This window comes from Xanthomonas sp. WHRI 6106 (assembly GCF_040202405.1).
Taxonomy (GTDB): Bacteria; Pseudomonadota; Gammaproteobacteria; order Xanthomonadales; family Xanthomonadaceae; genus Xanthomonas; species Xanthomonas cannabis.
This window is the reverse complement of the sequence record NZ_JBEGFC010000011.1, coordinates 189,857-202,433: the sequence shown is the minus strand read 5'-3', so window position 1 is coordinate 202,433 and position 12,577 is coordinate 189,857. Positions and strand designations below refer to the sequence as shown.

Below are 12,577 nucleotides of genomic sequence, written 5' to 3'. Positions count from 1 at the left end.
TGTCCTCGCCGATTGCGGGACCGTGTGGCGGCATGGATGCCGCCACCGAGCCTACAGGGACGTACTTGCGGCGTGTCTCGCGAGCGGTGAGGGCGCCGCGCCCTCGACCAGACGTGAAGCTCGCCAAGCACTCGCGACACGCACGATGCGAGCGTCGCTACGCGATTGCTCAATCCCACGAGCGGTGAGGGCCGCGCCCTCGACCAGACTTGAGGATCGCCAAGCGATCGCAATACGCGCGATGCACGCGATGTAGGCGTCGCTACCTAGTACCTCGGTGCCCGACGGCCACCGCACGGTCTTGGTGCATTACTGCACGAAAGCCGGGAATGGGACGATGCCAGCGGTACTGCAGTGCCCCTAGAAAAGCCACGGGCCTCCCACGCAACCGTATATTTTTCAATCACTTGTAATGCCGTGAGGCCACGGTGAATAAGTTGGCACGGTGATTGCGTAGCACTCACGTGCAGGCGCAACGGCGTGCCTGCAACAACATGTACACGGTGCAGCGGTTCAACGGCGACCCGCACGCATCCAGGACAACGGCGTCCTTCCGGTTTACCGGAGGGGCGCCGTTTTTTTTGGCCATCGCACTCGAAGAGGTCTCCATGCAGCGCTCGTTCTGGCGATCCGGGCACACGCCCACCTTGTTCGCATCCTTCCTGTATTTCGACCTGAGCTTCATGGTGTGGTATCTGCTGGGACCACTGCAGGTGCCGATTGCGCAATCGCTGGGGCTGGACACGCAGCAGCGCGCCCTGATGGTGGCGGTGCCCATCCTGTGCGGCGCGGTCTTGCGCCTGGTGCTGGGCATGTTTGCCGACCGCATCGGGGCAAAGCGTGCCGGCGTGATGGCGCAGCTTGCCGTGATCGCGGCCTTGTTCGGTGCCTGGCAGTTGGGCGTGCACAGCATGGGCCAGGTGCTGCTGCTGGGCGTGTTGCTCGGTATCGCCGGCGCTTCGTTTGCGGTGGCATTGCCGTTGGCATCGCGCTGGTATCCGCCCGAGCATCAGGGTACTGCGATGGGCATTGCCGGTGCCGGCAATTCCGGCACGGTGCTGGCGGCATTGTTCGCACCGATGCTGGCGGCAGCGTTCGGCTATCAGAACGTGTTCGGGCTGGCGTGCATCCCGTTGGTGCTGACGCTAATCGTGTTTGCCTCCATCGCCAAGGAGGCGCCCACGCCAGTGGCACGCAAGCAGTGGTCCGACTATGGGCGCGTGCTGGTGGGCAACCGCGACGCGTGGCGCTTCATGTTTTTCTACGCGATCACCTTTGGCGGATTCTCCGGCTTTGCCAGCGCGCTGCCGGGCTACTTCCACGACCAGTTCGACTTCGATGCGCGTACCGCCGGCTGGGCGACCGCGGCCTGCGTGCTGGCCGGGTCGGTGATGCGGCCGCTGGGCGGGGTGATTGCCGACCGCGTCGGCGGTACCCGCGCCTTGCTGGCGGTGTATCTGCTGGTGGCCACGCTGGTGGGCATTGCCGGGTTTGGCGCAGGCGGCGCCACCATCACGCTGGCGTTGTTCGTGCTGACGTTGCTGTGCCTGGGCGCCGGTAATGGCGCAGTGTTCCAGCTGGTGCCGCAGCGGTTCGGCCAGGAGATCGGAGTGATGACCGGGTTGATCGGCATGGCCGGCGGCATCGGCGGCTTTGCACTTGCCGCCGGGTTGGGCGTGCTCAAGCAGCACACCGGCAGCTACGCCCTGGGCATGTGGCTGTTTGCCGCGTTCGCACTCGGCGGCTGGGGCTTGCTGGCTGGCGTGAAGACCCAGTGGCGCAGCGAATGGTCCACCGCCGGCGCGGCACGCGTCTGACATGTCGACAGGAATCCAGGCAATGAAGCAACCCAGATTGGTCGTCATCGGCAACGGCATGGCCGGCATCCGCACGGTGGAAGAACTGCTCAAGCTGATGCCGGGCATGTACCACATCACCGTGTTCGGCGCCGAGCCGCATCCCAACTACAACCGCATCCTGCTTTCACCGGTGCTGGCCGGCGAGCAGGAGTTCGACGATATCGTGTTGAACCCGCTGCAGTGGTACCGCGACAACGGCATCCAGCTGCATCTGAACACCGAAGTCACGCGCATCGACCGGGTGCGCCGCCGCGTGATTGCCGCCGATGGCACCGAGGCCGAATACGACCGGTTATTGATCGCCACCGGCTCGGTCCCGTTCGTGCTGCCGGTTCCGGGTAATGACTTGAAAGGCGTCATCGGGTATCGCGATATCCAGGACACCCGCACCATGATCGACACCGCGCGCACGAAGCAGCACGCGGTGGTGATCGGCGGCGGGCTGCTGGGCCTTGAGGCGGCCAATGGCCTGAAGCTGCGCGGCATGGACGTCACTGTGGTGCATCTGGCCGGCTGGTTGCTGGAGCGCCAGCTCGACCCGGTGGCCGGTAATCTGTTGCAGCAGGCGCTGCGTGCACGCGGGCTGGAGTTCCGCCTCAACACCGCCACCAGCGCGTTGCTGGGCAATGCGCAGGGCGAAGTGATCGGGGTCAGGTTTGCCGATGGCAGCGAGATCCCGGCCGATCTGGTGGTGATGGCCGCCGGCATCCGCCCCAATACGCGGCTGGCCGAAGAGGCCGGCATCCACTGCTCGCGCGGCATCGTGGTCAACGACAGCCTGCAGAGCTTCGACCCGCGGGTGTATGCGGTGGGCGAGTGCGCCAACCATCGCGGCATTGCCTACGGCCTGGTGGCGCCGTTGTTCGAGCAGGCCAAGGTGTGTGCGAACCATCTGGCGCAGTTCGGCATCGGCATCTATCGCGGGTCGGTCGCTTCGACCAAGCTCAAGGTCACCGGGATCGACCTGTTTTCTGCCGGTGATTTCATGGGCGGCGATGGCTGCGAAGAGATCGTGCTGTCCGACCCGGCCGGTGGCGTCTACAAGAAACTGGTGATCCGTGACGACGTATTGGTGGGTGCGTGCCTGTACGGCGACACCAGCGATGGCGGCTGGTACTTCAAGTTGCTCAAGGACGGCACGCCGATCCAGGCGCAGCGCGACCAGTTGATCTTCGGCGAGAGCGCGTTGGGCGACGCCGGCACCGGCGGACAGGACCGCGCCAGCGTGATGGCCGACAGCGACGAGGTCTGCGGCTGCAACGGCGTGTGCAAGGGCACGATCGTCAAAGCCATCAGCGAGCAGGGGTTGTTCACCGTCGATGAAGTGAAGAAGCACACCAAGGCGGCCAGCTCCTGCGGTTCGTGCACCGGCTTGGTCGAGCAGATCCTGATGAATTGCCTGGGCTCCAACTTCCAGGAAACCCCGAAGACCAAGGCCGTGTGCGCGTGTACCGACCTGAGTCATGGCGAGGTGCGTCGCGCCATCCGCGAGCACAAGCTGCTCACCCATGCGCAGGCCTACGCCTTCATGGAATGGCGCACGCCCAACGGCTGCGCCACCTGCCGGCCGGCGATCAACTACTACATGCTCTCGACCTGGCCGCATGAAGCCATCGACGACCCGCAATCGCGTTTCATCAACGAGCGTGCGCACGCCAACATCCAGAAGGACGGCACGTTCTCGGTCATTCCGCAGATGAAGGGCGGGGTGACCAATGCGGGCGAGCTGCGCCGCATTGCCGATGTGGCCGACAAATACGCCGTGCCGATGGTCAAGGTCACCGGTGGCCAGCGCATCGATCTGCTTGGCGTCAAGAAGGAAGATCTGGTGGATGTGTGGCGCGATCTGGGCATGCCTTCCGGTCACGCCTACGGCAAGTCGATCCGCACGGTGAAGACCTGCGTGGGTAGCGAATTTTGCCGCTTCGGCACGCAGAACAGCACGCAGATGGGCATCGACCTGGAAACCATGCTGGCCAACATGTGGAGCCCGCACAAGGTGAAGCTGGCGGTGTCCGGTTGCCCGCGCAACTGCGCCGAATCCGGTATCAAGGACGTGGGCATCATCGCGGTGGATTCGGGCTGGGAACTGCATGTTGGCGGTAACGGCGGCATCAAGACCGAAGTGGCGCGCTTCCTGGTCAAGGTGAGCACTGCCGAGGAAGTGCGCGAATACACCGGCGCCTTTCTGCAGCTGTATCGCGAGCAGGCCTATTACCTGGACCGCACCGTGCACTACATCGCGCGCGTCGGCCTGGATTACATCCGCGCGCAGGTGGTGGATGACGCCGCTAACCGGCGTGCGTTGTACGAGCGGCTGCTGTATTCGCTCGAAGGCCTGGTCGACCCGTGGAAGGCACGCATCGCCGGCGAGCGCCGGCAGGAATATCAACCGCTGCGCATTGCCGCGCCGGCCGCCACGGTGGAGGAATGAACATGCCGCACGACGCATGGGTGCGCGTGTGCGCCTTGCAGGATTTGCCGACGCTGGGCGCGCGCGTGCTGGAGGTCGAGGGCCTGGCGCCGATCGCCATCTTCCGCACCGCCAGCGACCAGGTGTTCGCGTTGCGCGACCGCTGCCCGCACAAGGGTGGGCCGCTGTCGCAAGGCATCGTGACCGGCGACACCGTGACCTGCCCGCTGCACGGCTGGGCGATCGCGCTGCAGAGCGGGCAGGCCTGCGCACCGGACGTGGGCTGCGCGCCGCGCTACCCGATCAAGGTGGAGGCCGACGCGGTGTGGATCGTGCTGCAGGCGGTGGCGCAGCCGGACGCCGTTGCCGAGCCGGCCGCATGAGCGAAGGCCTGCAGCCGCCGTCGCTTGCCACCGCAGCCCTGCCGCAAGGGTCTGCGCCGATGCATCGCATCACGCGCTCGACCTGTTGCTACTGCGGGGTGGGCTGCGGTGTGCTGATCCACAGCGAGCACGACGCCGATGGCGAACGCATCGTCGGGATCGAAGGCGACCCGCTGCACCCAGCCAACCGCGGGCGCCTGTGCAGCAAGGGCCTGGCGCTACCGCAGACGGTGGCGAGCACGCAGGGGCGGGTTGTTGCGCCGGAGCTGCGCCGTCATCGGCAGGCTCCGCGTGCAGCGGTGAGCTGGGATCAGGCGCTGCAGCATGTCAGCAGCAAGCTGGCGGCGATCGTGCAGGAGCATGGCCCCGATGCCGTGGCGTTCTATCTGTCCGGGCAGTTGCTCACCGAGGACTACTACGTCTTCAACAAGCTGGCCAAGGGCCTGCTCGGCACCAACAATATCGACACCAATTCGCGCCTGTGCATGTCCAGCGCGGTCACCGGTTACAAGCTTGCGCTCGGCGCCGATGGCCCGCCGACCTGCTACGACGATCTGGAGCTGGCACAGACGGTGCTGTTTGCCGGCAGTAACATGGCGTACGCCCATCCGGTGCTGTTTCGTCGGCTCGAAGACGCGCGCGCACGCAACCCGGACATCCGCTGGATCGTGATCGACCCGCGGCGCACCGATACCGCGGCCATGGCCGACCTGCACCTGGCCATCGAACCCGGCACCGACGTCGCCTTGTTCAACGGCATGCTGCACCACCTGATCTGGGAGGGTCTGGTGGATGCGCATTTCGTTGCGGCGCATACCGATCAGTTCGATGCCCTCAAGCGAATGCTGCGCGAATACACCCCGCGCATGAGCGCCGAGATTTGCGGGATCTCGCACGAGGACCTGGTGCAGGCGGCCGAGTGGTTCGGGCGCAGCCCGGCGGCGTTGTCGCTGTATTGCATGGGCTTGAATCAGTCGGCGCACGGCACCGACAAGAATCTGGCGTTGATCAACCTGCATCTGGCCACGGCACAGATCGGCAAGCCCGGCGCCGGGCCGTTCTCGTTGACCGGCCAGCCCAATGCGATGGGCGGGCGCGAAGTGGGCGGCATGGCCACGATGCTGGCCGCCCATCGCGAGATCGGCAACGCCGAGCATCGCGCGGAGGTGGAACACCTGTGGGGCGTGCCGGCCGGGCGCATCTCGCCGACCCCCGGCGCACCAGCGGTGCAGTTGTTCGAGCGCCTGCGTGCCGGCACGCTGAAGGCGGTGTGGATCGTCTGCACCAACCCCGTGCATTCGATGCCGGAGGTGGCTGGCATCCGCGCTGCGCTAGAACAGGCCGAGCTGGTGATCGTACAGGACGCGTTTTCCGGCACCGACACCGTGCCGTATGCCGACGTCCTGCTGCCGGCGGCCAGCTGGGGCGAAAAGGACGGCACGGTGACCAACTCCGAACGCCGCATCACCCGCGTGCGCAAGGCCGTGGAGCCGCCGGGCCAGGCGCGTGCGGACTGGTGGATCGCCAACGAAGTTGCGCGACGGCTGGAAGCCCGGCTGGCGCCGGCAACCGGCGCGGGGCTGTTCGCATTCGACAGCACTGCGCAGATCTTCGATGAGCACCGTGCGTTGACGGTGGGACGCGATCTGGACATCGGCGGGCTGGATTACCCGCAACTGGACAACGGCCCGCAGCAATGGCCCTTTCCTGCCGGCGCTGCGCATGGGCAGGCACGACGCTATGCCGATGGCGTGTTCGCCACTGCCAATGGCCGCGCGCAGTTCCATGCAACGCCGTATCGCAAGGTGGCCGAAGCCACCTCGGCGCGCTTTCCGATGCGCCTGCTCACCGGCCGCCTGCGCGACCAATGGCATGGCATGTCGCGCACCGGTCGCGTGGCCGCTGCCTATGCACACAGCCCCGAGCCAACGCTACGCATGCACCCGGACGATGCCGCACGGCGCGGGCTGGTGGCGGGCGAGCTGGTGCAGGTGGCCAGCAAGCGCGGGGCGCTGGTGCTGCCGCTGGAACTGTCCGACGAATTGCGCTCCGGCACGGTGTTTGCGGCAATGCACTGGAGCGGGCAGGCGCTGTCCAGCGGCGGCATCAACGAGGTCAGCACGCCGGCGGTGGATGCGCGCTCGCAGCAGCCCGAGCTCAAGCATGCGGCGGTGCGGGTGGAAAAGGCGGTGTTCGGCTGGCATCTGCTGGCCGCACGCCGTGGCGATGCGTTGGCGCTGCACCAGGCGCTGCAACCGCTGCTGCGCGAGTGCGGCTATGCCAGCCTGCGCCTGCATGCCGAAGCGCCGAGCGAGGGTGGCGGCGAATGGGCGGTCCTGCATGCTGCCTGCGAGCGCGCACCCGAGACGGCGTGGATCGAGCGCCTGGTGGCGGCGCTGCAACTGCCGGCCGGCGCCGACCTGCTGGAATACCGCGATCTGCGCCGTGGGCTGATGCGCCGGGTTGGCTGGCGAACCCAGGACGGGCACAGCCATATCGATGGCCTGTTGCTCACCGCAGCCCAGCCCAGTGACGCCAACCAGGCACTGCTGGCCACCGCATTGGCCGGCAAGCCGTGGCGCGCGGCGCGGCTGGCGGTATTCGCGCAGACACCGGTCGCGCCCAGCGACCCGATCGTCTGCACCTGCATGAATGTAGCGGCGTCGGCAATCCACGCCGCCATCGACGACGGCGCCGATGTGGCGCAGCTCAAGCAACGGCTCGGCTGCGGCACCGTCTGCGGCTCGTGTGTTCCGCAACTGGCCCGGCTGTGCCGGCAACCGCGGCTGGCCTGATGCACCTCTACCCTCCACACACTGCGAGATCTCCTATGTCCGTCATTCCTTCCTGCGCGCGTGATGTGGTGTTGTTGTCCGCCGGACCCGGCGATCTGGACCTGCTGACCATCAAGGCGGTCAAGGCACTGGCCTCGGCACAGGTGCTGCTGCTCGACGACCTGGCCAACCCCGACATCGTGGAGCTGGCACCGCAGGCGCGGGTGATCCGCGTGGGCAAGCGCGGCGGTTGCCGCTCCACGCCGCAGGAGTTCATCTGCCGGCTGATGCGACGGTATGCGTTGCAGGGATTGCGCGTGGTGCGGGTCAAGGGCGGCGACGCGTTATTGTTTGGCCGCGCCGGCGAAGAGATCGGTTTCTTGCGCCGCGCCGGCGTGGGCGTGCAGGTGATCAACGGGGTGAGCGCGGCGTTTGCGGCAGCGGCGGCGCTGGACGTCTCGCTGACCCATCGCAGTCACTGCCACGGCATCAGCTTCGTCACGGCGCACACCCACGACCATGGCGAGCCGAACTGGGGCGCGCTCGCTGCCAGCGGCACCACGCTGGGCATCTACATGGGCTTGCGCCGGGCCGATGCCGTGGCCACGGCATTACTGGCGCATCTGCCGGCCAGCACGCCGGCCGCCATCGTGCAGGCGGCAACGCGGCCGGAACAACAACGCCGGCTCACCACGCTGGGAGAGCTCGGCGTCACCGCCGCCGCCATGCTGCCGGGCCTGCCGACCTTGCTGCTGGTGGGAGAGGCGCTGTCCGAGGCGTCTGCCGCGTGCGACGACCGCCTTGCTTCGATGCCGGAGCAGGCCGTTGGCTGAGCGGTGCGGGCATCGTACCCGCGACACTGCAAGGTTGTCGCAGGGCCCGTGCTCGCCCACCATCGCGCAACGCGCTGCATGTGCGTCCCTGTAAGCTCCATGGCGCTATCCATGCCGCCAAGGGTCCCGCGACGGTGGTCAGCCTAGGGCCAGTCACATGATCGGTGCGCAGAGCCTTCGAAGAGCGGCCAGCGACGCGGCGTCTTCGCTCGTCCCCAAAGCGGGTGCGGTGAGGGCCGGTCGATCACCGCGCCCGTGCGTGGCTACGACCCGGCACGCCATCGCCGCATTGGTGGTTGCGAGCCTCGGCTCACGCTAGCGGCGCGCCAGCACGCGCTTTGCCCAGCGCAGCGCGACCCGCTCGTAAAGCAGGTGATAGGCCACGCCCAGCAACAGCGCAGCGGCCACGCTGAGCAGCAGATTCACCGGCCAGCTCGCCAGCGCACCGAGGCGCCGGGTGGCACGCGCCACCAGCGACATCAGCGGCATGTGCACCAGGTAGATGGCGTAGGACGCATTGCCGAGCAACAGCAGCGCTGGCCCCACGCGCAGCCAGCCGCGCCATTCCGCACGCACCAGCACCACCAGGGCACCGGCCACTGCCAGGCCGAACAGCGGCGAATGGGCGCGCTGTAGCCCGCTGCCGACGAAGCACCACAGCGCCACCACCGCGATCGCACCGCCAGCCCACGCCGGCCAGCGTGCAGTGCCGAGCGTTGCCCGTGCAGCCAACAGACCGAACACGAACTCCAGCGTGATCGGGTGCAGCAGCAACGCGCGCCAGGATAGATCGACGGGCTGCTCGAACGGCGCACCGGCAACATGATGGACCGCGACGAGCGCGGCCCATGCCAGCGCGCAGCGCAGCGGGTAGCCGCTGCGAAAGAACAGCCACGCCAGCGCATAGAACATCAGCTCGTAACTCAGCGTCCACGCAACGCCCAACGCGGATTGGCCGTGTACCGGCAGCAGGCTGAGCGTGGCCAGCCACGACCAGCCCATCTCGCCGCTGTCCCAGGCCGGACGCAGCGCGTAGGCCAACGCCAGCGCAAGGCCGACCGGCCAGTACGGCAGATAGATCCGGGTGAGGCGGCTGCTGGCGTAGTCGCGGCTCCAGCCCGGCGTCTGGGGACTGGCGTGGTTGACGTAATAGAGGATGAAGCCGGACAGCACGAAGAAGAAATCCACGCCCAGATAGCCGTGCGCCAGCACGGCGGCCACGGCAGCCGGCAACGGCTCCACCAGATGCGTGGTCGGCAGCACGCTATGACTGAGCACCACCAGCAGCGCGGCCAGTGCGCGCCCGGCCTGCAGGACGCGGATGGTGGGGCGGGCGGGAATGGACACCATCGCGGGCGGCAGCGCAGGGGCGGGAGGCCCGCCTGCGGTCAGGCAACCGGCACGGCAGCGTTGCCGAACATGTCGGCCTGTTCGGCGCGCAGACGATCGATCAGACGGTGCCCGGGAAGCTGCACATCGTCGTAGCTGAGCACCTGGTCCTTGCGCACCGCATGGCGCAGCACGCAGCCTTCGGCCACGCCCATCGGCAGCAGCCGCGCCCCCGCGGTGAGGTCGGCACGCTCGCATTGGCCGTAGCTCATGTAACCGCCCAGCCCGTCGATGATCTCGCCCGCGGCAAGGTCGCGCTTGGCGGTGGCGACCACCTCGACCAGCGGCGCCCCCAGCGGCTGCAACACCGCATCGCCCATCAGCACCACGCGCGCAACCGACAACGGCACCTCGAAATGGCACAGGTGATACGGCGTGTAGAAGCTGTACAGCGGGCCCTCGCCGAGCTTGTAGAGATTGAGATAGTGCCGCTGCCTGGCATCGTCGTGGCTGGCCAGCACGAACACGCCCGGCGAGGGCAGGGCGCCGACCACGTAATCCACTGCGCCTCCCGCCGCGCGCAACGCGTCGATGTCGTAGCGCTTGGTCAGCTCGTCGACATGCCCGCGGTGCGTGTAGCCGGTCATGCCACGCTGCAGGATCGACATGCCGGTGCCATTGGCCACGATGGCCTGTTCGAAGCTGATCTTGGTGCCGTCGGCGAAACTGGTCACCATGTGCGGGTCCTGCCCCCACTGCGCCGCAAATGCAGCCTGCGTGGCCGGGGTGCGATACGGGTCCTGCAGTCCCTTGATGTTGCCGCACAGCAGCGGGGTCAGGCCGATCGAGCGCACGAAGCGGTAAAGGTTCATCTGTACGCCCGGCTGATCGCCATCGCAGGCACTGAAGATCACCCCGGCCGCGTCGGCCTTGCGTTTGAGCAGCGGGCCGACGGTGCCATCGAGCTCGGCATTCATCGTGACCATATGGCGGCCGTTGGCGATCGCCCCCAGGCTGATGCGGGCGCCGTAGTCGATGGCGCCGGTGGCATCGATCAGGCAATCCAGGTCGGCGCATTCGTAGACCAGCGCCGGGTCGTCGGTGACGGCCGGGATGCCGGCAGCGATCTGGCGCTGCAAGGCGCTGGCGCCATCGACCCGCTGCGCCTGTTGGCCGGCTTGCCGATAGGCCTCCAGCGCCTTGTCCACGCTGCGGTTGCAGATCACCGCCACGCGCATGCCCGGCACTGCCTGGGCGACCTGGTTGACCAGCCCGCGCGCCATGAAACCGGCGCCGTACAACCCCACTTGCAACGGGCGCCCGGCGGCGGCACGCGCCTGCAACAAGCGATCGACGTTCATGCGCGCTCCTGCGCGGTGAGCCCGGCCAGCAGGGGAATGCCGTGGGCCTGCGCATCGAAGTCCGGCCAGCCGGTGTCCTTGTCGGAGACGCACTGCGGTACGCGCGGCCAGCGCACGCCGATGCGCGCATCGTCCCAGCGCAGCCCGCGCTCGGCCTGTGGGGCATACATGGCACTGGCGAAGTACAGCGCTTCGGTCTGCGGCTGCAGGGTGATGAAGCCGTGCGCGAAGCCGCGCGGCACATACAGCGCCAGACGGTTGTCGGCACTGAGCTCGGTGCCGTACCACTGCAGATAGGTGGGCGAATCCGGGCGCAGGTCGACGATGGCATCCCACAGCGCTCCGCTGATGCAGCGCACGATCTTGACCTCGGCCGCAGGCGGCAACTGGTAGTGCATGCCGCGCAAGGTGCCGGCTTCGGCATTGAACGAGTTGTTGACCTGGACGAACGCAGAGGCCAGACCGGCCTGCGCCATTTCGTCGCTGCAGAACACCCGTGCAAACCAGCCGCGCGCATCGCCGCGCGGTTCCGGCGCAATCACGAACGCACCTGCCAGCGGCGTGGGGTGGAAGATCATGCCGCCGCCCTCAGGTCCGGGGCCAGCGTGCCCGCGTCGACCAACTGCTGCAGGATCCGCAGGCGAATGAAATCCGAGTTGCGGCGGAAGTCGCGATCATCAAAGCCGGCACGCTGCAGGTCGTCGCGCAGTTCGGTGATGGTGGAGCGCAGTGTCTCCTGCGGCTGATGCGCAGGCGCCAACCGTTCGAACAGGGAGAAATCCACCCGGTACGACCGGTTGTCTGCCGGTGCATCGGCGCAGATCGACACGCTTGCGCTGGGGAATGCCACACCCACGGCCTGGGCGAGATCGCGGATCTGCACGTTCCACCGCTGCGCGCCCGCATTGACGAACAGGAACTGCCCGCCGTTGTCCGGTGCGCGACGCGATGCCCAGTCGATGGCACGTGCCATGTCGCGTACGTGGATCAATGGCCGCCACGGCGAGCCGTCCGACAGTACCTCGACGCTGCCGTTGGCCACCGCACCGGCGACGAAATCGTTGAGCACCAGGTCCAGCCGCAGCCGTGGCGACGCGCCGCATGCGGTGGCAAAGCGCAGGCAGGTGATCACCATGCGGGTGTCCAGGCGCGCGAGCGCACGTTCGGTGTCGATCTTGGAGTGCGCGTAGGCGGTCAGCGGCGCGACATCGCTGCGCTCCGACCGCGGCGTGCCATCGGCTGCTGCGCCATACACGCTACAGCTGGACGCGAACACGAAGTGACCCACGCCCGCCTGCGCGGCGGCCTCGGCCACGGCGACGCTGGCACGGCAGTTGATCGCATCGGTGACCTGCTCGAAGCGCTTGCCCATCGCATCGTTGGAGATCGCCGCCAGATGCACTACCGCGTCGAACCCGCGCAGCTGCTGCACATCGAGATCGCGTACGTCGCCGAACCACTGCTGGTCCAGCACCACTTCCGGCAGGCGCCGCGGGTCGGACAGGCAGTGCGCAAACCAGCCGCGGTCGATGCCGACCAGCCAGGCCTGCGGATAGCGCTGACGTAGGTGCGCGGCCACGACCGGGCCGATATAGCCCATGTTGCCGGTGATCAGAATGCGCATG

At 67.5% G+C, this 12,577-nt stretch carries 9 protein-coding genes; 5 read left to right on the top strand and 4 right to left on the bottom strand.

Annotated elements, in window-relative coordinates; translation table 11 throughout:
* Positions 1–647 precede the first annotated feature (647 nt).
* The 5 genes from ABQZ09_RS16240 (at position 648) to cobA (ending at position 8,262) form a co-directional block, all read left to right on the top strand.
* Entirely contained in the window at positions 648–1,817 is a 1,170-nt protein-coding gene (locus tag ABQZ09_RS16240; protein ID WP_349777379.1) for a nitrate/nitrite transporter, read from the top strand.
* Positions 1,818–1,875: 58 nt separating this feature from the next.
* Entirely contained in the window at positions 1,876–4,293 is a 2,418-nt protein-coding gene (gene nirB / locus ABQZ09_RS16235; RefSeq protein ID WP_349777378.1) for a nitrite reductase large subunit NirB, read from the top strand.
* The gene (gene nirD / locus ABQZ09_RS16230) at positions 4,290–4,655 is read left to right on the top strand and encodes a nitrite reductase small subunit NirD (RefSeq protein WP_349777368.1); all 366 of its coding nucleotides are present in this window, start codon (positions 4,290–4,292) and stop codon (positions 4,653–4,655) included. Before nirB ends, nirD begins: the two co-directional genes overlap by 4 nt.
* Positions 4,656–4,714: 59 nt before the next feature.
* Entirely contained in the window at positions 4,715–7,450 is a 2,736-nt protein-coding gene (locus ABQZ09_RS16225) for a nitrate reductase (RefSeq protein ID WP_503019248.1), read from the top strand.
* Positions 7,451–7,515: 65 nt separating this feature from the next.
* On the top strand, positions 7,516–8,262 hold the full coding sequence (cobA, locus tag ABQZ09_RS16220; RefSeq protein WP_184555393.1) for a uroporphyrinogen-III C-methyltransferase: 747 nt from the start codon (positions 7,516–7,518) through the stop codon (positions 8,260–8,262).
* A 315-nt stretch (positions 8,263–8,577) separates the two neighbouring features.
* Here cobA and ABQZ09_RS16215 read toward each other — a convergent pair whose 3' ends face one another.
* Genes ABQZ09_RS16215 through ABQZ09_RS16200 form a run of 4 tightly spaced genes read right to left on the bottom strand, consistent with a single transcriptional unit; the run spans position 8,578 to position 12,576 of the window.
* Complete coding sequence (locus ABQZ09_RS16215) at positions 8,578–9,612, bottom strand: acyltransferase family protein (RefSeq protein WP_349777366.1); 1,035 nt, start codon at positions 9,610–9,612, stop codon at positions 8,578–8,580.
* A 38-nt stretch (positions 9,613–9,650) separates the two neighbouring features.
* A complete protein-coding gene (locus ABQZ09_RS16210) occupies positions 9,651–10,952 on the bottom strand; it encodes an NAD(P)H-dependent oxidoreductase (RefSeq protein ID WP_349777365.1) in 1,302 nt (433 codons plus the stop codon).
* A complete protein-coding gene (rfbC, locus tag ABQZ09_RS16205) occupies positions 10,949–11,530 on the bottom strand; it encodes a dTDP-4-dehydrorhamnose 3,5-epimerase (protein WP_039411356.1) in 582 nt (193 codons plus the stop codon). Before rfbC ends, ABQZ09_RS16210 begins: the two co-directional genes overlap by 4 nt.
* A complete protein-coding gene (locus tag ABQZ09_RS16200; protein ID WP_349777364.1) occupies positions 11,527–12,576 on the bottom strand; it encodes an NAD-dependent epimerase/dehydratase family protein in 1,050 nt (349 codons plus the stop codon). Before ABQZ09_RS16200 ends, rfbC begins: the two co-directional genes overlap by 4 nt.
* Position 12,577: the final 1 nt, after the last annotated feature.